Origin of the sequence: Arthrobacter sp. NicSoilB8 (assembly GCF_019977355.1) — a bacterium.
Classification (GTDB): domain Bacteria; phylum Actinomycetota; class Actinomycetes; order Actinomycetales; family Micrococcaceae; genus Arthrobacter.
In genome coordinates, this window is sequence record NZ_AP024655.1 from 1,955,596 (window position 1) to 1,975,411 (window position 19,816).

The following is a 19,816-nucleotide window of genomic DNA, read 5'->3' on the forward strand; positions in this document are numbered from 1 at the left end:
CTCGGCGACAAGTGCATCAAAGTAGGGGATTATTCCCAGACTCTTGCTTGAGCTGGGATCTACCAACGCGACTCGTTTGTGAATCTCATGCATTCGAAGCCTTTCCAGGACGGCGATGAATCTCAATGGTACGCGCGTGATCGAGCCGATTCCTCGGCTCGATCACGCGGCGGTGCGATTATCAGTACCGTTCTTCTGTGAGCTTCTCCCGCACCGCACGCAACCCGTTGGCAAGGCGGCGGCGATCTCGGGCGTAGGTGAAATGGAGAACGGACATGAGGAGACCGCTTCCCGTCATTGCCGCGCCTACGAGCCAGACGATGACCGGCAACAGCCCGACCGTGTCCACCACGACTCCCGCGGCCAATGACAGGAGCACCACGGCGAAGGACTCCACGACGGTGATGAGGAGGGCGAATGCGGCGCCTCGCATTTCTGGCCGGACGACCGAGGCCACGATGGGTCTCGTGAGAGCAATGTCGGAGCCGATCACGAAACCCATCAGCGCGAAAATGGCGATGATTGCAGCGACATCCGTCGAGTTCAGTTGGAGCAGGACAAACGTGAGCGCGGCGTACAGGAGGGTCAGAGCCTGCAAAAGCGCGGGTCGGCCATGTGCGGATGAAAACTTGTCGAGCCTGTCGCCCAAGACGCCTGAGACCAGAGTCCCCGCGACGGAGCCCAGTCCGAGAAACGCGACGAAACCGGCTGCTGCCGCGGTTTCGAATCCGAAGAGTTGCACGAGTGCCAGAACGGAGAAGGCGGCGAACACCCAGTAGCCGGACAGAAATCTCGTCAGAATGAGGACGGTGAAAGTTGGTATGCGCAGGAGCGTTCGAAGCGTGTGGGTGGTCTTCGCCGTTACTATCCTGGCTTCTCGCGTGTCCGATGGGATGTCGGCGAGTTCGGGTTCGCCGCCGCCGACCGCGGGATCTCGGTAGAAGATGAGGATCAGGAAGCCGAAGATGATGTTCGCTGCGCCGAGGCCGAAGAAACCGTATCGCCAGCCGTCCTCCACGTTCGAAAGCTGGCCCATGATGGGCGCGAAGACCGCGGAGGCGACGCCCATCAACATGTAGAAGAGCCCCAGTATTCTGCCGCGACGATCGTCTTCATATGAGTCGGAAATGACGGCCGGTATGAGGGCGTGTCCGACGGAAATTCCAGCAGCAGAGATTGTGTACAAAAGTAAGAGCTGGATGAAGTCCTGCGACAAGCCCGCAAGGACTCCCCAGACTCCCCAGAAACCGACGGCAGTTGCCAGAACCATCCGTCGACCGAACCTGCGCGCGAGGAGCACGCCGAGGGGACCTGAAGCGATTCCGACCAGCCGTCCGGCCGACGCGAACACTCCCAAGGCCCCGGCCGCCAGCCCAAAGGATGCTTGGATGACTGGGAAGAGAGTACTGACCAATCCGAATGTGCTTCCGTCAAAAGCCATCGCCCCGCCCAGCAGGGCGACGTTGCGACGTCTATGGCGGATCCCGGGGTCTTCTACTAGCCCAGCTTGAACGTCCTGACGGGTACTCAGGTCGGCTTCCGAAAGTGTCATATCACTCCTTTGTGATGAGGTGTTTTGCGGACGGCTTATTCCACTGACGCGGGGGGGGGGGGGGTGGCCGGAATTAGTCGATGCCTGTTGCGGAAGAGCGTTCGGAAGTGGATCGCTCAGGAGCACGCGGTCGTAGTTGTGTGCAAATCGCGGGTCTCCAGTGCCGTTCCACCGAGAGGTGTAGGGATACGCGAAAACGGGTCGGGTCGACGTCAAACGATTCTCTTGGGAATCAAACGTGGCTCCCTCGATCACGTCTGGGGCCTGTCCGTTCTCGACCCAGTTCATGAGTGCGGCCATCCCCTGAGCCAGTGATATGCCGGGGCCGCACCCGTGGTTGGAGTGGGAGTCGCCCGTCGAGACGAATAGTCGAGCGAACTCACGAGTGCTGTCCACACCTCCCATGGTCGCCAGGACGCGCTGGTAATAATCGAGTACATTGGAGGGAGGAATGATCTCATCGTTCACGCTCTGCGAGATGATCAGTTTGTGGCCGCTATTGCGTAGCCCGGACAGATCCGGGTCGTCTGCCGCGAATTCTGCGAACTCGCGCGCGACTTCCTCGCAGAAATGTCCGTACGTCTCGAATGTGAGGGTTCTCCAGTCCCACTTCGGGTCGCGGGTGTACCAGATGCCGAGAGCGACTCCAAGCTCAAACGGCATCGCCGTCAGCTGTCCGTCAACTTCAGCAGTGATGGCCGTGCCGGCTGGCAGAGGCTTATCTCCCCAGAACTCAGTGCTGGGCGGGTACCCATACCAGAGCCGTGTTCCATCTGCGGCTCGTGGTCCATCCCAGATTCTGCCCATGACGACCGCGTCGTCCTCGGTGATCGGGCCCGCCTCGGTCATTCTTCCGACGACCCGAGCCGGATCGAAGGCCCACGTGTTGAAGATGCCGATTCCGTCGTTGACCACGCCGAACTCCTGCTCTAGATCCCTCAAGGCGGCCTGGCGGAAGACGCGCATCTTCATCGCTGGCAGGTAGTTGTCGTGCTCTTTCATCACCACCGAGGGCCACAGCGTGTGTATGAGTTGCCGAGCGAAGTAGATCCCCGGATCAGCGGCCCAAATCCCGTCGTAGTCCTTTGGATACTGCTGCGCCTGCGACATGGCTTGCCTGCCGCCACCCGACGTTCCCTGGAGGTACGAATAGAGAGGGGATGCTCCGTGGATGGCCTCCGTGACCGCTTTTCCCACGACAGCGATCTCGTGCGTAGCCAAGTGCCCCCATATGCGGATCAGGTCCCAGTCGAGTTCTTGAGTTTCGGGGTCCAGTCCCCAATCGGCGAAGCGGTCGTCGCGGTTGGCTCCATCCGTCGATGCGGTGGCGAACCCGTTCCGCAAGCCCCTCGCTAAGTTCAGCAAACGCACATACGGAGGTATCAAAGCGTTTAATGCCGTTCGATTTCCGCCGCCTGCAGTGCCCAGAAACCTGCCGTTCCAGGCAAGCGGAACCCACACCGTTATTTTCTCGACGTGTCCGCCGAGGGATTCCAGATCTATTCGCACGTCGCAGAAGCCCGGCAGGTCGGTTTCGGGCGGAAGACTCCCGAATGGCCCCGGCGGAGGCTGATAGACGCCTCTCCGATTGATCTGGACCATAGTCACGGTCGCGCCGGGAATGCTCCGCAGCGCATCCTGGATAACGTCGGTGTTGCACCGAGACTCAGCATCTTCTGACGTAGTCAAGGCGTCAACGGGAAACCACAGTGTGGGATCGTCCGAGTGTTCTTTGGTGATACTTGACATAAGACCTTCCTAGCGACGTGACCTATTAGTGCGCGAGACATGCGCGGACAAAGCGACGCGGCGCTCTCCAGGAGACGACGTGACGCACTCGCCCGGCTCCGGACGAGCATCATCTGGGTGTAGCCGAGGTACTCCGTCTGATGCCGGTTCCGCGGATCAGACACGACATTGTGGTTCCTCTTTCGCTAGCTACCGGGTGATCGTGCACCCGGTACCAATCATTATTAACGGCCGCGAGGAGTTATAGAACCCGCCGTCCGCTGCAGGATATCGCTCTGATCCCCCGCCTAATGGCGCCTCTCGACGAAGTAGCACGTGATGCGGCTCCACCCGTTACATTTATCGGGTCCCCGAGGGCCGGGGATTTGGTCGCTGTGCCCGGTATGACTTCTTGCCCTGTCATTTGATGATCCGAATCTTCAATATCTGTCAAGTCGCCCTAGGACCGTGTCGTTAGGGGTGTGGAGTGCGTTCAGGGCGCGGTAGAGGTGCCGGGCGAGATATCTCTTGAGGATGCGGCGGGTCTCTCGTGGGTTCTTGCCTTCGGCTTTCTCGCGTTCGTCATAGGCCCGGGTGACGAGGTCGCGGGCCATCCTGACGACGGTGGCCATGTGGGATTGGCTCCGGCCAGAGCGGCGAAGGCGGCCTCCGAACGTACCCTGCCCAGATGCGACCAGGCCGTGTAGACCACGGCGGCGGTCACGGTCCCGATTCCTGTTTCTTCCAGAAGCGGAGCGGCGGGGCTGGCCTCCAGGAGCTCCGTGGTGCGGGTGTGATTGTCCTTAAGCTCGGCGTCCAGCGTGGTGATGCGTTTGGCGAGCCGGACGGCCTCGGCCCGCGCAGTCGACAGGGCCAGCTCTTCGTCGCGGGCGCGCCAGTGAGATGTCTCGGTGATCTGGGTATCGGTGAGGGGCTTGCGGGCGTCGATTCCTAGGTCGACGGCCCGCGGTAGGGCGGTAAGGGCGTTGACCTTAGCGGTTCGCTCGAGCGTCATCTGCTCTCTGGCGGCGACCAGGACGCGCAGGGCGGCACGGATTCCATCGTCCTGTCGGGGGATTCGCAGATGAGCCTGGTCCAGTGGAAGAGCTGCTGCAGCGATCGCGGCCGCGTCCAGCGGATCGGATTTTCCGGCGCCCCGGCGGGCGGGTGCGTAGGCTCTGGGGGCTTCAACGACTCGGTACCCGCCCTTCCGACGGTGCCCGTGAGCAGGGCCCCGTAGCTGCCGGTGCCCTCGATGACCTACAAGGCACCGAGGTCGCCGCCCGTGCGGCGTGCGGCCCAGGCGATCGCACGGTTCCTGCCGGCGTGCGTATTCGGGAAGGCCTGGGTGCCCAGATGCTCGCCGCTGGCAGCGCTAACGGCATAGGTATGTGTGCGGGCGTGGGTGTCCACGCCGATGACGAACGGGTGGGAGCATGCGACAGTGGTCATCGCGGCCGGGGTTCCTTCCTTACAAACGGGCAGATGCTTCAGGCCGCGCGGTGCGGCCGGACGCCGGCCCGGGTGAAGGTCACTCCGAGGCATTCCTGTGATGACCCACAGTCCCTAAGGGGCTGGGCAGTCTTCTGATCAAGCCATCGAGGTGGGCCGGGCAGGCCTGGCCGCCATTCCCGTGACCGGACAATTCGGATCCAAGGCCCACGAAAGGGCCGACGGGGTGTTGAGTCACAGCCAGGAAGTGGCGTCCAGCACCAACCCTGCCAGCCAGTCCCAGACCAGCCGCATCAGGACTCACCGGGAGACGCAACTGAGGTGCGTGTCAACTAAAATTAGTTGAAGTTGCAACTAATTTAGTTCACGTAATGAACGTTTCGTCACGGAGCGAAAGGGCTACTGATGCTTCATTGAGCAGGGGTCAAGATTTCGAGCGGACACATGTGTGGCAACCATGATGGGTCGGGACTGGCTGGCGGTAAGCCCGCACGGTCCGGAAGGCTTCCGGCAGGACGTGGAGTTGCCGCCCCCTTGTAGGGGAGCGGTAGTCATTCGGAGTTGCTTGGAAGATGGCAAAAAGGGGGTGTGCACACTCTGGCCTCCAGATCGGGTCGTACCGGGGCCGGACTGGACCGGATGCCGCATGTTTCCATGGTTGCCCAGTTTTTGCAGGGGTTGAAATGCAGCTCGAGTCCAAGCTCGGGCACGTGTTTTCCCTGTTCGGGGGCTTGTGGTCAGACGACGTCCGGGTCTGCCTGGCTGGCTCGTCTGAGAGTCGCCTCGTGCTCGCGTAGAACAAGTTTCATCAGGCCGGGGAAGCGGCGGTCGAGTTCTTCGCGGCGAATCCAGTTCCTGTGCCGGTTGCCCTGTGCTTCCTGTTTGATGATTCCGGACTCGCGGAGGACGCGCCAGTGCCGCGTCAGGGCCGATTTCGACACGCCGAAGTCGGAGCCGCTGCACCCGGTGCCGGGCTCCGCGGCGATGAACTCGACGATCGCGCGCCGGGTGGGATCGTTCAGCGCGAACATGACGGCGAACAGGTTGAAATCCTCCTCGGCCGGGATCGTAAGGGGATTCGCCAAGCGACTGGCCATGATGGCGTTCCTATCTGTCTGACTTTTACAAAGCCCGATGTACACATTTGCGCGTACATGGGTTACGCTTCTTGTACACGAATAAGTGTACATCCAGTCCGCACCTGTCGTGTGGGACCAAACAACAAAAGGAAACACCCATGAAGATCACTGTTATCGGCGCTGGAGCTATCGGCGGCAACCTCGCACGTCGTCTCAGCGAAGCAGGACACGACGTTCTCGTCGCTGACGCCCGCGGACCGGAAGTCGTCGCTGAAGACGTCCTCGCCGCCGGCGCGCGTGCCGCCGAGGTGGACGCCGCGGTCACGGACCGCGACGCGATCGTGCTGGCGATCCCGTTCTCGGTACAGCCGGATCTCGCCGATCTCCTGGCCGGCGTGTCCAAGGACACGATCGTGGTCGACACGTCGAACTACTACCCCTACATGATGGGCCCCGTTGAGGCAGTAGACAACGGACAGGTCGAAAGCGAATGGAGCCAGGAACAGCTCGGTCGTCCCGTTGTGAAGGCGTGGAATGCAGCACTCGCCGGTACCCAGCAGACCAAGGGGCTCCCCGCGGGATCTCCTGGCCGAATTGCAATCCCTGTCGCTGCGGACTCCGCCGAGGCTCGCGCTACGGTCATGCAGCTCGTCGACGACACCGGCTTCGACCCCTTCGACGCCGGCGTGATCGCGGACTCGTGGCGCCAGCAGCCGGGCACCCCGGCCTACTGCACCGAGCTCGGCCTTGAGGACCTCGCTAAGGCTCTGACCTCGGCCGAGAAAGACAAGGCGACGATCACGCGTGACCGTCTCATCGAGTACTTCGGCTCTTTCGAGAAGATGCCCTCGCTCGACGAAACTGTCGCGATCAACCGCGCAGCACACAACTAGCATCTGCCAATAAAGGCCCCGCGTCAGCGGCACTGACACGTGCCCGAAGAAGAAGAGATCATGACGACCATTGGCTTGATCGGGAGCGGGAACATCGGAAGTGGTGTGGCGCGCTTTGGCATCGCGGCGGCCCACCAGGTGGTGTTGAGCAACAGCCGGGAGCCCGAGACACTTGCAGGATCGTCTCCTGATCATCGAGCGGTCACGGCCGCCGATTAAACCTTCCCAGAAGACCGCAACCTCGCCGCCGCCCTTTGTGGCCGACGGCATCATGCCGCACTCAACACCCTGATCCGGAGCGACCAGGCGATCCGGCGCGACCCTCGTCAAGCTAATGCCTGGGCTCTTACCTGAGTGGCCCCTCCGGAGAACCCCTAAAGAACAAGAAACGGAGCAACAACCATGTCAAGACTGAACGGCAAAGTAGCCATCATCACCGGAGCGGCCAGCGGGATCGGCCTGTCCACCGTCGAGATCTTCGCTGCAGAAGGAGCGACGGTCATCGCCACCGACGTCTCTGAAGGCGCTCTCAACCGTGCGGTCGAGGCTGTCACCGCCACAGGTGGAAACGTCGTCGCCCGCACTCTGGACGTCAGCTCACCGGAGTCGTGGCAGCGGGTTGTGAACGACGTCGTCACCGAGTGGGGAACCATCGATATTCTCGTCAACAATGCCGGTATTGCTATCCCGAAGGGTATCCTCGAGGCCGAGCTGGAGGACTGGAACAAAGTCCTGGCAATCAATGCGACCGGCACGTGGCTGGGAATGAAGAACGTCTTGCCCGTCATGCAGGCAGCCGGACGCGGGTCCATCGTGAACGTGTCGTCGCTCGCCGCGATCATCTCCGGGGCTGCCGACGGCGGTGGCGCCGCATACTCCGCGTCCAAGGGCGCCGTCCGCTCCCTCACGAAACACGGCGCGCAGTGGTTTGCCAAAGACCACATCCGGGTGAACTCCGTGCACCCGGGCCCGATCTACACCAGCCTCATCCAGAACTACGGCATCACCAAGGAACAAGCAGCCGATCCGCTGAATGTGACCCTGCCGCCCCACATCGGCGAGGCCTCCGACATCGCCTACGGAATCCTCTACCTTGCCTCCGACGAAGCCAAGTTCGTCACCGGCGAAGAACTCATCATCGACGGCGGATTCGCCACCCACTAACCCCAACCCACAGAATCTGTGGGGCTTTTGAACCCGTTCGACGGGACAAAGGGGTGAACGTCCAGTGGACTCCGTCGAGGGTGGGGAACCCCGTCCTTGACGTGGTCTTCGCCTGGCTTGACTGCAGCATCTGGGCCGAGCACGATGCCGGCAACCACCTCATCATCCTCGGACGAGTCCTCGAACTCGGAGCGAGCGAGAACCCCGCTCCCGCTCCGCTTCTCTACTTCCACGGGCAGTACCGAACGCAACTACCGCCTTCGGCACACAACTAGCACCCATCAGGAAAGCCCGTCACCGTGGCGCCCACCCTGCTGCAGGAATCGCGTCTCTGGCTAACTGCGGCGTTTTCCACCCCACACTCAAAGAAGGAGTCATTGTGACCGAACGACAGATGACATTGGCCATGCAACTGGGCAACGGGTACGGAATGCAGGGCGCGGCATGGCGGGCGCCGGGTGTTGACGCCTCCAATTACGCCAACTTCGACGCGCAGGTGCGGTACGCCCAGGCCGCTGAACGGGGCAAGTTCGCGTTCCTGTTTCTGCCTGACTTCCTGGCCCAGTCCGGGGACTTGGATCACGAGGCTCCGCAACAGACCCTCGATCCCCTGATGACCGCGGCAGCCGTCGCCCGTGGTACGAGTCACATCGGTTTAGTGGCCACTGCGTCCACGACCTTCAACGAGCCGTTCAACATCGCCCGCCAGTTCAAAGCGTTGGACGTCATGAGTCACGGCCGAATGGGGTGGAACGCGGTGACCACCAGCGACCCTGGATCGGCGGCCAACTTCGGCCGCCAGATCGCTCCGCGCCCAGAGCGTTACCAGCGCGCTCACGAGACCATTCAGATTGTGCAGGCACTCTGGGGCAGCTGGGAGGAAGACGCCTGGCTCAAAGACACTGAGAACGGTCGATTCGCCGATCCGGCCAAGATCCAGCCGGTCGATCTGCAAGGAAAGTATGTCGCCTCACGCGGCCCTCTGCCCATCCCGCCTTCGGAGCAGGGCCAGCCCGTTATTTTCTCCGCTGGCGGCGGGCAGAATGGGCTGGAGCTTGCTGGGCGTTACGCCAGCGGGGTCATCGGAGCCGTGTTCACTATCGAGGACGCTCGCGCCCAGCGCGAAGCAATCCGCGACTCCGCTCGTCGGGCCGGCCGGGACCCCGATGAGGTGAAGTTCTTCGCTGGGGTCATGCCTGCGATCGGCGCCACCAAGCGGGCAGCCTTGGACCGCAGGGTGGCGCTGGGCGAGCAGACCTTCCCCGCCCGCGTCTCTTACCTGGGTTCCATGCTGGGCCTGGACCTGAAGGTCGATCAGCTGGACCAGCCGCTGAACCCCGCCCAACTGGCGGCAGCTCACGCCAGTCCGTTCGATCCCCGCTCTCCGCGAGCGCTGGAGATCGCCCGGGAGGGGTGGACAATCCGGGACGTGCTGGCTCACGGCGTCATCGACTACCACCCGACATCAGTTGGTCCCGCATCAGTTACCGCTGACCACATGCAGGAGTGGTTCGAAGCCGACGCCGTCGACGGCTTCTGGCTCCTCTTCGACGTCTACGAAGACGCGATCGACACCTTCGTCGACGAGGTCGTTCCTCTGCTTCAGGAGCGAGGCCTCTACCATCTGGACTACGAAGGCCCCACTCTGCGCGACAATCTTGGAGCTCACCAGCAGTACGGACTCGACCCTCGTCTGGGAAGCGGACGGTTACGACAGTAAACGAACACCGGACAGTGAACGCAGAACGAAGGAAGACGCTGAAGATCCGCGATCTCGACTCCCTGTTACTGCTGTGGCTCCTGCCATGAGCGGAGTAACGGTCTCCGGGCCACGCGAATTGGCGACCTTGGCCTCGTGCCCAGCCTCGCTGGGTTTGAATGCCAGTGTTGCGTCGAGACCTTCCAGCGGGGTCAAGGTCAAATCGGAACCCAACCGGAGACTCGACGCACTTGCCGGTCGAAATCAGTCTTCATAAATGGACGCTTCGTTTGACCTTCTCATTGGTGAGAAGGTTGCACGATGGGTAGGTGAGTTCGCCATCCCTGCAGATTTTCTTTGCCCAACCCCACCTGCTAATTGTCGAGGCTCCAAGGCCTTCAGGCCCTGGCGCCGCAGGAATTCGTCCCGTGCGCCTGAGCACATGCAGCGCAAAGTCAGCCCGACGCTTCCGCCTCCCGGTCGGCTCCGAACGGGCAAGCGCAATCGTTCAGCTGATCCCGGCTGTCCGCAACATTTCACTCATAGGAGATCTTCATGCCAGCGCCTAACCCGGACGCGCCCGCCATCGACTCACCTCCAGTGGAGGTGGGGAATAACTCCACACCAGCTCGTTCTAGTGACCGCATGGCTCCAGGCAGCGGACTGATCATCGGGCTGCTGATGGTTTCGGCGTTCGTCGTCCTACTGAACGAGATGATGCTGGGTGTGGCGCTGCCCACCCTGATCGTCGATCTGTCCATAACTCCCACAACGGGTCAATGGCTGACAACGGGCTACCTGTTAACCCTGGCCGTGCTCATCCCCGCTACAGGGTTCGTGATGCGGCGATTCCACCTTCGCACGATCTTTCTGGGCTCGATGTCACTGTTCACAATCGGCACTCTGATCGCCTCGCTGGCTCCCGGCTTCGGTGTCCTGTTCGCCGGCAGGATCGTGCAGGCGGTGGGCACTGCCGTTTTCGTGCCCCTGCTGATCACGACAACTATGCGCCTTGTTCCCGCAGTACGTCGCGGCCGAATGATGGCCCTGGTGACGGCGGTTCCTGCGGTTGCGCCAGCAGTCGGCCCAGCCGTGGCTGGTTTTGTGCTGTCCCAGCTGAGCTGGCGCTGGCTATTCATTCTCATGCTCCCGATCGCCGTGGTGACAGTGGCCCTGGGAGCGGCGAAACTGAAGAATCTCACTGTGCCGGAGCAGGTGACTCTTGATGTGCCGTCGTTGCTGCTCTCCATCGTCGGGTTCGGTGGTTTGGTCTTCGGGCTGGCCTCCATTGGCGAATCGGTCTCCGGTCATGCGCCGATGCCGGCGTATATTCCAATCCTGGTCGGACTGGCCGGTGTTGGCGCGTTCGTTTACCGCCAGGTTCGACTGCAGAAGTACCGCGACGCGTTCCTAGACATGCGGATCTTTCAGTCCAGGTTCTATGTCCTCCCAACGCTGGTGATGGTGTTCGTCGCCATGAACGCCTTCGGCGTGGTGCTCGTGCTGCCTCTCGTGCTGACTGCCGTCCTCGGACTGAGCACCCTTCAACTGGGCCTGTTCCTCTTTCCTGGTGGAGCCATGATCGCTCTCGTGTCCGCACTGGGCGGAAAAGTCTACGACCGCGTTGGGCCCAGGCCACTAGCCATCCCCGGCTCGATTCTGTGGGCGGCGTCCATATGGTTTCTCACAACCATCAATGAGAACACCAGTCTGTGGACAGTCCTACTCGTCTATCTCGTCCTCACCGGCACCCAAGCACTGATGTGGGCTCCCATGACCACAGCTGCCCTAAGCTCGCTGCGAACGGACCTCTACCCCCACGGGACTGCAGCATTCGCAACCGTCCAGCAGCTCGCCGGCGCCGCCGGCGGAGCAGTGCTCATCTCCGCCTTTACGATTGGAGCAAACGCATCCCATGCCGGCGCTCTGGAGCTGGTTGAAACCGTCTCCGCGGGGCGGGCCGCTTTCACTGTCGCCGGCGTTCTGGCCTTCGGCGCTGTCCTCGGCACGCTATTTGTCAGCAAGCCGCGGACGACCTTCAAAGATTCCGAGCCCGCTACTGACGCAGCAGGAAACATGGACGGCGTAGCTTCGGTGGCGACCACGCTGCGCTGATCCGTGTGCACCTCTTCGTGGTCCTGAACAAAGGAGACCGGCCGTAACGGGCGCCGCCTGGAGAGGTCAAGGGGTGGTCTCATGCATCAGCCAGCGAGTTGAATCAAATTCTCTAGGTAGCCTGCGCGTCCTGGTGCTGTGATGGGGCGGCTCGGTCAATGGCTTCGAAGTAGCGGTTGATCGCGTCATGGCTATGAAGGAGGAAATGGATTTTCACCGAGATCCGGTCTCTTTCCCGAGACTAGTGGCAATTTTGAGACTGAGCCAAGGCATCGACTCCGTTTGAAAGGAGGACGTATGAAGGCGGGCTTCCTCGGCGCGGGAACGATTTGTACAACGCTGGCAAGACCGCTGAGTAAGTCCTGCTACGACGTCAAAATCGTCAACACCCGCGACATCCCGGTGTGCGTGAAGCAGTTCCATACCGAAGGGCTCGCCCTCGAACATCCCGTCTCAGAGCGTCGTCCTCACCGGGACCAACAAAGCTTGCAAGAAACCGCGAAGGCTGCGAGGCATCGCGCACACCGCCCTCAACTTTTTTTGACTTTGAACATCGGATTCGAAACGGAGGCAATCTCCGTATAGCGCGCGGTCGACAGCACGAACAGCTCGGATCTGCGCACAGAAAGAGGACATTATGAACAGACAAATGATTATCGGCATGCATCTGGGCAACGGGTACGGCAACCTGCCTGGTGCCTGGCGCGCCCCGGCGGTCGACCCCACGAGTTATACGAGTTTCGACGCGAAGGTTCGGCATTCCCAAGCGGCCGAGCGCGGAAAGCTCCAGTTCCTGTTCCTGCCGGACGGCCCCAGTCACGTCGGCGACATTGAGAATGAGCCGCCTAACTTCAATCTCGACGTCATGGTTACCTTGGCAGCTGTTGCCCGGGAAACGAGTCGGATTGGCCTCGTCGCCACCGGCTCGACCACCTTCAACGAGCCGTTCAACCTCGCACGACAGTTCAAGGCGCTGGATGTCCTGAGTCATGGACGGACCGGTTGGAACGCCGTCACATCGAGCGGCGAGGACGTCGCGGCGAATTATGGCAAACGACTGCCGTCCAGCCCCGAACGCTACGGGAGGGCACATGAGACGGTCCAGCTGGTTCAGTCCCTTTGGGGCAGCTGGGGAAAGACTGCATGGGTGCACGATAAGGCGACGGGCCGCTACGCGAACGCCGTGCAGGTCGCTCCCATCAATATGGGCGGTAAATTCGTCGCCTCCCGCGGGCCGCTGTACATTCCTCCCTCCGAGCAGGGGCAACCCGTCATCTTCCACTCTGGAGGCAGCCCGAACGCCCTTGATCTCGCCGGCCGCTACGCCAGTGGCGTCATCGGCGCGGCTTTCACGATCGACGATGCGCGTGCGCAGCGCGTCGCGTTTCGTGAAGCGGCCGAACGCGCCGGGCGGAACCCGGACGAGATCAAATTCTTTGCCGGCCTGATGACGACGATCGCGAGCGATAGGCGGGAAGGTCTCGATCGCCGAATCACGTTGAGCGGACGAACATTTCCTCAGCGCGCCTCCTATCTCGGACAGATGCTCGGCCTGCGCCTCGATCCTGCACGGCTCGACGAGCCGCTATCGCCGGAGCAGTTGTCCAAGGCGCGGCCATCACCGGCCGACCCGCGCTCGGTCCACGCACTTAAGATCGCGCGTGAAGGCTGGACGGTCCGCGACGTGCTCGCGCACGGTGTGATCGATTACCACCCCGTCATTGTCGGACCGGCCGCCGACGCCGCTGACCACATGCAGGAGTGGTTCGAGGCAGATGCTGTTGACGGCTTCTGGGTGTCGCCGGACATATACGAGGACGGACTTGACGCCTTCGTTGATGGCGTGGTGCCGATCCTCCAGGATCGCGGGCTGTTCCATCGGGAATATGACGGTGCTACCCTCCGCGCTCATCTGGGCGCTCCGGCCCAATACGGAGTCGATCCGCGCGTCACGCGGTGACTTCAATCAAACATCACCCGGAAGGAAATCGACATGAAGAAAGCATTATCGGCGCGGGAAATATATCGGCGCTACGCTCGCACGAAAGCTGTCAGCGGCCGGACACGCGGTGAAGCTGGTGGCTCGAAGGGGCCTGAAACCCCCGCACCGTTCAACTACTGGAACCGGTCACGAAGGAAATGACGACGGCTATTGGTCCTGGTGCTCCGACGTGGATGAGGTGGCCGGAGCCCTTATCCAAATGGAAGCCATCTGCAGGGCAGGGAACACCTACGGCTGAAGCGGGCCCTCTACGTAAGCACCTGGTGGCAAAACCACGCTGGCCCGCACATGCGCTTCCTCATGGACAAAGATGATCCCGTCAAAAAATGCGCCTATGAGGGACACAAAGCCCGCCCCGGGACAGGCCGTCACTGCCAGTTATAGACAGCTCAAAAGTCACCTCCAGCTGCCGCGCTGCACCACTCGACGGGCTGTCGGCGAGAGGGGCAGTGAGACGTTTGCCGCCACCCACTTCGGGCTCTGGCGTTGTCAGACCTGTTGGCCGGTATTTGTCGCCGGTTCCGACGGGTTGGGGGATGCCTCGGCGTTCGCGGCCAGGACGAGTTCCATCAGGCCGGGGAAGCGGCGGTCGAGTTCTTCGCGGCGAATCCAGTTCCTGTGCCGGTTGCCCTGTGCTTCCTGTTTGATGATTCCGGACTCGCGGAGGACGCGCCAGTGCCGCGTCAGGGCCGATTTCGACACGCCGAAGTCGGAGCCGCTGCACCCGGTGCCGGGCTCCGCGGCGATGAACTCGACGATCGCGCGCCGGGTGGGATCGTTCAGCGCGAACATGACGGCGAACAGGTTGAAATCCTCCTCGGCCGGGATCGTAAGGGGATTCGCCAAGCGACTGGCCATGATGGCGTTCCTATCTGTCTGACTTTTACAAAGCCCGATGTACACATTTGCGCGTACATGGGTTACGCTTCTTGTACACGAATAAGTGTACATCCAGTCCGCACCTGTCGTGTGGGACCAAACAACAAAAGGAAACACCCATGAAGATCACTGTTATCGGCGCTGGAGCTATCGGCGGCAACCTCGCACGTCGTCTCAGCGAAGCAGGACACGACGTTCTCGTCGCTGACGCCCGCGGACCGGAAGTCGTCGCTGAAGACGTCCTCGCCGCCGGCGCGCGTGCCGCCGAGGTGGACGCCGCGGTCACGGACCGCGACGCGATCGTGCTGGCGATCCCGTTCTCGGTACAGCCGGATCTCGCCGATCTCCTGGCCGGCGTGTCCAAGGACACGATCGTGGTCGACACGTCGAACTACTACCCCTACATGATGGGCCCCGTTGAGGCAGTAGACAACGGACAGGTCGAAAGCGAATGGAGCCAGGAACAGCTCGGTCGTCCCGTTGTGAAGGCGTGGAATGCAGCACTCGCCGGTACCCAGCAGACCAAGGGGCTCCCCGCGGGATCTCCTGGCCGAATTGCAATCCCTGTCGCTGCGGACTCCGCCGAGGCTCGCGCTACGGTCATGCAGCTCGTCGACGACACCGGCTTCGACCCCTTCGACGCCGGCGTGATCGCGGACTCGTGGCGCCAGCAGCCGGGCACCCCGGCCTACTGCACCGAGCTCGGCCTTGAGGACCTCGCTAAGGCTCTGACCTCGGCCGAGAAAGACAAGGCGACGATCACGCGTGACCGTCTCATCGAGTACTTCGGCTCTTTCGAGAAGATGCCCTCGCTCGACGAAACTGTCGCGATCAACCGCGCAGCACACAACTAGCATCTGCCAAAACAGGGCAAACATCATGGGACGTCTAGACAGCCAGTCCGTAATCTGCACATGAGCAGCAGGCGGACAAGGCAAGGTTGAGGCTAAGGTCTCGCCCCATGAGGGCGCGAAGGTCGTCGCCACAGACGTCAACGACGCGCTGTTGAGGAGACGGTCGCGGAGATCAATGAAGCGATTGGATCCGAGGTAGTCATCGGGCTCAAGCACAACATCGCCACAGAGAGCGACTGAGCCGACGTCGTTTCAAAGGCCGTTGAGGTGTTCGGTAAGGCGGACACCCTGATCAACAACGCCGCGCTCCCCGGGCAGGCACGTGAGGATGTGTGGGATCTCGACGCCGACGAGACGATCCGCACCCTCAGCGTCAACATCCTCGGCATGCTGCTCGGAAGCTGCGATGCCGAGATGAAGAAGAACGGCACAGGTTCGATCTTTGACACCTCGCCTGCAGCCAGTCGAGTGGGCGGTGCAAGCGGTGGCTCAGCGGCGTATTCGTCTATCAAGGATGCTCTGCGCGCGGTCACAAAGGAGATAGCGCTGGACGTTGCCAGGCTGACGTTCGCGTGAATACGGTCTACTCGGGCCTCATCCGCACCCCCATAATGGAGGCCTTCTCGAAGCAAACCACCGACGCGGTGCGTGCGAAGATCCTGATGGGCTTCGCCGCCGGTCCGATCGACATCGCCTACGGCATGCTCTTCCTCGCCGAGCTGTGGTTCGTGACCGGCACCGACACCGACATCATCATCGACGGCGGCTACACCGCCCATTAAAGGAGACATCATGATCCGACACATCGTTTTATTCCGCGTCATCGAAGGCACACCGGCCGAGCGCGTGCAGGAGGCCATCGATCGACTTGAAGCACTCGTCGGTGTCATCCCCGGCCTGCGCTCTCTAAAGGCAGGCATCGACATAGGTATCGAAGGCAACTTCGACTTCGGCCTCGTCGCCGAGCTCGATGACCGCGCCGCCCTGGAAGTGTTCTCGGCCGACCCCACCCACATGGAGGTGGCCATGTTCATCCTCGAGTTCCGCAGAAACACCGACATCGCCATCCTCGACCTCGAGATCTAACAACGCGGGGGCCCCCGAACTAGCGGTTCGGGAGCCCCCGCTCGACGCGATGGCAGACGAGGTGGGTTTTGGATCCCAGCAGAACTGTGACAGAACTTCGCCCGCAACCGCCGAAAACTCGATCGTCGTCAGCGAGGCCAGCGCGACCCTCAGTCCCGACAGCGTCACGGAAGCAGCCGAAGCGGTCGCAGAAGCAGCCGTAGTGCTCGCTCGAAGTGCCGCTGGAAGTAGTTCGCAGAGCTGCGCAGCGGTCGAGGGGGATCTTCATGCTCAACCCCGGGCCGGCCCGGGCGCTCGACACGGAACTCCTGGTGCTCGTCCGATGTGATGGTCGTTAACGAAGGCGAGTTCGATGTCATCTTCGGCCAGCGCGTCCCACAGGACCCGGCTCTGCTTGGGGAGGCCGTGGCCGGACGAAAGGCGCCGACTTTCCTCGTCGTAACTCTCGGAGGTCGAGGCGCCCTGATCTGGCTCAGCGGAGAGACGACCCAGATCCCGGCGCCCTCGGTGAATGTGGTGGACACCCACTGGCGCCGGCGACACTTTCGTGGGAGCCCTCGGTAACGCCCTGGCGAAGGGCGAATCCCTCCTCATGCCGCGAACTGGGCGGTCTGCCAGTCGTCCCTTTCGACGCAGTCCCTCGGTGCAACCTCTGGCATGCCCCCGGACGTCGTCGTCCGCGAACTCCAGGGAGAACCCGCCCTGTCTACGACCACTGAGAACCGGCGCTCAGGCTGTTCAGCCGTTTCCGGAAGGAACACCGTGCCAGCTAGCATCTGGGCTGGGGCAACTCGTCGATATCGTGGTCCTAGCTGCCCTCTCGGTGGACCTCCCCCTTCCCCCCGCATGTAGATTCCGTCAAGCCACGGCGACATCCGGATATGGGATAGCGACGACCCCGGCACGGAAACGCTCATTCCAGCTTTGCTTGCCGGTGTACTAGGAGACGGTCTCTCTGCTGATCCCGTATCACGGGCAAGGAGGGCTTTCGGTACACCGAAGCGACGGGCCGCCGAACCAGTTCGGCGGCCCGCTCCGGCGTGAGAGTCTTTTTCGCCCCGTGTTCGCCCCCCGGGGATCCGGCTGCGCCAGCACCGTACCACCGTCCCCGACCCGGCCACGGCAAGGATCCCGGACCTCCTGGACCGGGACTTCACCGCCTCGGCCCCGAACCAGCGCTGCGTCGGGGACATCACCTACCTGCTGATCAAGGGCTCCAAGCCCTGGTACCTAGCCACCGTCATCGACCTGTACGCCCGCGCGTCCAGGGCCGCGCCGAGGACGAGCGCCCGCACCTCTCACCCCGTCGTGCCGCCCGGCCTCCTTCTGAGCAGGCCGGACAGGCTCACCGTCGGACAGCAAGAGCGCCTCGACCAGCTCGCCACCTCCTGCCCGGAGATCGCCGCAGTTCTCGGCCTGGTCCAGGCGTTCGCCGCTCTCTTGGAGCCCAACGAGGCCAACCACACCACCGAAAGTGTGCAAGAGCCGAAAACTTTACAGACCCTCGCGATTGGCCATTCCGTTCTCGGGTCCGCTAGGGACGATCGGGAGAATGATTCGCGAGGGACGTTTGCGATCGTGGTAGAGCCGCTGCTGTGCGACGCGGATGGTAGTGCCCTCCGTCACGGGTTCGCCCGTGTTGAGGTTGCGGTCCCAGCGGGGGAAGTTGCTGGAAGTCACCTGCACGCGCAGGCGGTGGCCCGCCCTTATAACGATGGAGGTCGACCACAGGTCGACATCGACCTCGTCGACACGCTCCGATTCGGTATGCACACGTGTTATCCCGTCGGTGATATTGCGCGATACGCCAGCCGCGTCGACCTCGCACACCCGCACTACCCAGTCGGTGGAGGGTCCGTCCGTGGAGGCGAAGATGGTTGCGCGTATGCGTCCGGTGATCTCGAGGTCGGCCTCGAGTGGGTCGGTGGTGAAAACCAGAACGTCGTCACGGGCCTCCACGATGCGCTGGTCGAACGGGCCTGCGGGGAAGTCGGAGGCCATTTGGATGCTTCCCCCCCGTGTGATGACGGGGTCAGCCGGGTCGTAGGTGAAGCCCGACCCGGCCACGTCAAGCTCGGGCACTGACCATGTCAGAGTCCTGTCCTCGTTGAGATACAGCGCCGTGTCCTTGGCCCGTGCGAGCGGCCAGTCCTCTTCGGACCTCCACTGGTTTGTACCCATCACGAAGATCAGGACACCGGGTTCGTGTGCGTGGGTGGCGGGCATGTCCTTGAGCCAGTGGTCATACCACTCACGCTCGATATCAGTGACCGTCTGCCCGCCCGGGGTCTGGGCGGACAGGCCGAAGTTGATTTCGCCTACCTGGCCTCCATTCCAAGGTGATGAGAGGCTGCCATGGTGCCAGGGCCCGATCACTAGGCGAGCGATACGGCCGCGTGCCCGCAGGCCGACGTAGTTGTCGATGTCTCCTTGCAGAAAGAGGTCGTACCAGCCCGCGAACCCCAAGGTGGGAACGTCGATATCGTCGTACTTGCTCGAGACGCGTATGTCCTCCATGGTTGCGGGCTCCGCCAGGGCTAGGGTGACCCCGAGGTCCGGCTGACCTGTCGCCGCCAGCGCCGCAGGGGCACCTGCCGGCAACTGCCAATACGTGCGGCTCGCGAGCGCATCAAGTTCGCTGAACGTCGTCCCCAACTGCCTCATCATTGCGTCGGCCTCGAGCCCGGCCTTCGGGATCTGGCCCAGGGCGGTAAACAGTCCCCAGAAAAGGTTGTTTCCGAACTCGATCGCCCCTCCTCGGAACAGTAAGCCGTTGTCCGGGTCGGCGAAAGTTGTGGCAGGGACGATGGTCGCCAGATGTGGGGGACGGGCAATCGCGGCGCTCCACTGAGTGCTGCCGAGATAGCTGGGGCCGAACATGCCCACCCTGCCGTTGCTGCCCGGTAGAGAAGCTGCCCATTCAACGGTGTCGTAGCCGTCCTCGCGTTCGTGTAGCAAGGGTTGCCACTCGCCGTCGGAAGTGAAGCGACCCCTGGAGTCCTGCGTGACCACGATGTAGCCGGCTCGCACCAGCGTCCTAATGTCGAGCTGGCCGGTCTCCATCAAATTCTTGTCGTACGGGTGGCGGGCAAGAAGAACAGGGAAGGGACCTTCTCCCTCAGGGCGGAAAACGTTGGCTCGCAGAATGGTGCCGTCGCGCATCGTTGCGGGAACGTCTAGTTGGAGGGTGATTTCATGCATGTGCTTGTCCTCTGAAGTCGACCGCATTCAGTACGACCTGGTTTGGGGTCGTGGGACGGCCTATGGATTAACTGGTGGAAGCGATACAGCTACAAGACTGATGGTCAACTTG

Annotated in this window: 13 protein-coding genes and 4 pseudogenes; 12 read left to right on the plus strand and 5 right to left on the minus strand. The window is 62.2% G+C overall.

Annotated elements, in window-relative coordinates; all coding sequences use genetic code 11:
- Positions 1–181 precede the first annotated feature (181 nt).
- The 3 genes and pseudogenes from LDO15_RS08690 to LDO15_RS08700 all read right to left on the minus strand — a co-directional run bounded on the left by LDO15_RS08690 (position 182) and on the right by LDO15_RS08700 (position 5,829).
- The gene (locus LDO15_RS08690) at positions 182–3,301 is read right to left on the minus strand and encodes an MFS transporter (protein WP_223986023.1); all 3,120 of its coding nucleotides are present in this window, start codon (positions 3,299–3,301) and stop codon (positions 182–184) included.
- 419 nt (positions 3,302–3,720) lie between these two features.
- Positions 3,721–4,732: pseudogene (locus tag LDO15_RS08695) on the minus strand (transposase).
- A gap of 737 nt (positions 4,733–5,469) precedes the next feature.
- Positions 5,470–5,829: a winged helix-turn-helix domain-containing protein gene (locus LDO15_RS08700; protein WP_223986025.1), complete on the minus strand. Its 360-nt coding sequence runs from the start codon at positions 5,827–5,829 to the stop codon at positions 5,470–5,472.
- Positions 5,830–5,969: 140 nt separating this feature from the next.
- Between LDO15_RS08700 and LDO15_RS08705 the strand changes: the two genes are divergently transcribed.
- The 8 genes and pseudogenes from LDO15_RS08705 (at position 5,970) to LDO15_RS08740 (ending at position 13,642) form a co-directional block, all read left to right on the plus strand.
- Positions 5,970–6,704, plus strand: coding sequence for an NAD(P)-binding domain-containing protein (locus LDO15_RS08705; RefSeq protein WP_263428350.1), 735 nt, complete (start codon positions 5,970–5,972; stop codon positions 6,702–6,704).
- 60 nt (positions 6,705–6,764) lie between these two features.
- A pseudogene (locus LDO15_RS08710) lies at positions 6,765–6,881 on the plus strand (NAD(P)-binding domain-containing protein); the annotation flags it as partial.
- A gap of 225 nt (positions 6,882–7,106) precedes the next feature.
- Complete coding sequence (locus LDO15_RS08715) at positions 7,107–7,868, plus strand: glucose 1-dehydrogenase (protein WP_223986043.1); 762 nt, start codon at positions 7,107–7,109, stop codon at positions 7,866–7,868.
- A gap of 53 nt (positions 7,869–7,921) precedes the next feature.
- A complete protein-coding gene (locus LDO15_RS08720) occupies positions 7,922–8,143 on the plus strand; it encodes a flavin reductase (RefSeq protein WP_223986046.1) in 222 nt (73 codons plus the stop codon).
- A 104-nt stretch (positions 8,144–8,247) separates the two neighbouring features.
- On the plus strand, positions 8,248–9,588 hold the full coding sequence (locus LDO15_RS08725; protein ID WP_223986049.1) for an NtaA/DmoA family FMN-dependent monooxygenase: 1,341 nt from the start codon (positions 8,248–8,250) through the stop codon (positions 9,586–9,588).
- A 534-nt stretch (positions 9,589–10,122) separates the two neighbouring features.
- A complete protein-coding gene (locus LDO15_RS08730) occupies positions 10,123–11,682 on the plus strand; it encodes a DHA2 family efflux MFS transporter permease subunit (RefSeq protein WP_223986054.1) in 1,560 nt (519 codons plus the stop codon).
- Between the two features lie 297 nt (positions 11,683–11,979).
- On the plus strand, positions 11,980–12,267 hold the full coding sequence (locus LDO15_RS08735; RefSeq protein WP_223986056.1) for a hypothetical protein: 288 nt from the start codon (positions 11,980–11,982) through the stop codon (positions 12,265–12,267).
- Positions 12,268–12,319: 52 nt separating this feature from the next.
- Complete coding sequence (locus LDO15_RS08740; RefSeq protein ID WP_223986058.1) at positions 12,320–13,642, plus strand: NtaA/DmoA family FMN-dependent monooxygenase; 1,323 nt, start codon at positions 12,320–12,322, stop codon at positions 13,640–13,642.
- Positions 13,643–14,173: 531 nt separating this feature from the next.
- Here LDO15_RS08740 and LDO15_RS08750 read toward each other — a convergent pair.
- Positions 14,174–14,542 carry a winged helix-turn-helix domain-containing protein gene (locus tag LDO15_RS08750; RefSeq protein ID WP_223986060.1) on the minus strand — a complete coding sequence of 123 codons (369 nt, stop codon included), beginning with the start codon at positions 14,540–14,542 and terminating at the stop codon, positions 14,174–14,176.
- 140 nt (positions 14,543–14,682) lie between these two features.
- Here LDO15_RS08750 and LDO15_RS08755 point away from each other — a divergent pair, with 140 nt between their 5' ends.
- From LDO15_RS08755 to LDO15_RS08775, 4 genes and pseudogenes are all read left to right on the plus strand, one after another.
- Complete coding sequence (locus tag LDO15_RS08755; RefSeq protein WP_263428350.1) at positions 14,683–15,417, plus strand: NAD(P)-binding domain-containing protein; 735 nt, start codon at positions 14,683–14,685, stop codon at positions 15,415–15,417.
- Between the two features lie 255 nt (positions 15,418–15,672).
- Positions 15,673–16,199 (plus strand): annotated as a pseudogene (locus tag LDO15_RS08760) (SDR family oxidoreductase); the annotation flags it as partial.
- Positions 16,200–16,209: 10 nt separating this feature from the next.
- Positions 16,210–16,503, plus strand: coding sequence for a Dabb family protein (locus LDO15_RS08765; RefSeq protein ID WP_223986062.1), 294 nt, complete (start codon positions 16,210–16,212; stop codon positions 16,501–16,503).
- 1,131 nt (positions 16,504–17,634) lie between these two features.
- A pseudogene (locus LDO15_RS08775) lies at positions 17,635–17,763 on the plus strand (IS3 family transposase); the annotation flags it as partial.
- Between the two features lie 234 nt (positions 17,764–17,997).
- On the opposite strand, the gene LDO15_RS08780 reads toward LDO15_RS08775, so the two are convergent.
- Entirely contained in the window at positions 17,998–19,704 is a 1,707-nt protein-coding gene (locus LDO15_RS08780) for a CocE/NonD family hydrolase (RefSeq protein ID WP_223986066.1), read from the minus strand.
- Positions 19,705–19,816 lie beyond the last annotated feature (112 nt).

Excerpts from the sequence above, each read along its gene's own strand:
- LDO15_RS08705 (WP_263428350.1), top strand. The coding sequence starts at position 5,970 with ATGAAGATCACTGTTATCGGCGCTGGAGCTATCGGCGGCAACCTCGCA.
- LDO15_RS08715 (WP_223986043.1), top strand. The coding sequence starts at position 7,107 with ATGTCAAGACTGAACGGCAAAGTAGCCATCATCACCGGAGCGGCCAGC.
- LDO15_RS08700 (WP_223986025.1), bottom strand. The coding sequence starts at position 5,829 with ATGGCCAGTCGCTTGGCGAATCCCCTTACGATCCCGGCCGAGGAGGAT.
- LDO15_RS08730 (WP_223986054.1), top strand. The coding sequence starts at position 10,123 with ATGCCAGCGCCTAACCCGGACGCGCCCGCCATCGACTCACCTCCAGTG.
- LDO15_RS08755 (WP_263428350.1), top strand. The coding sequence starts at position 14,683 with ATGAAGATCACTGTTATCGGCGCTGGAGCTATCGGCGGCAACCTCGCA.
- LDO15_RS08750 (WP_223986060.1), bottom strand. The coding sequence starts at position 14,542 with ATGGCCAGTCGCTTGGCGAATCCCCTTACGATCCCGGCCGAGGAGGAT.
- LDO15_RS08765 (WP_223986062.1), top strand. The coding sequence starts at position 16,210 with ATGATCCGACACATCGTTTTATTCCGCGTCATCGAAGGCACACCGGCC.
- LDO15_RS08740 (WP_223986058.1), top strand. The coding sequence starts at position 12,320 with ATGAACAGACAAATGATTATCGGCATGCATCTGGGCAACGGGTACGGC.
- LDO15_RS08690 (WP_223986023.1), bottom strand. The coding sequence starts at position 3,301 with ATGTCAAGTATCACCAAAGAACACTCGGACGATCCCACACTGTGGTTT.
- LDO15_RS08735 (WP_223986056.1), top strand. The coding sequence starts at position 11,980 with ATGAAGGCGGGCTTCCTCGGCGCGGGAACGATTTGTACAACGCTGGCA.
- LDO15_RS08780 (WP_223986066.1), bottom strand. The coding sequence starts at position 19,704 with ATGCATGAAATCACCCTCCAACTAGACGTTCCCGCAACGATGCGCGAC.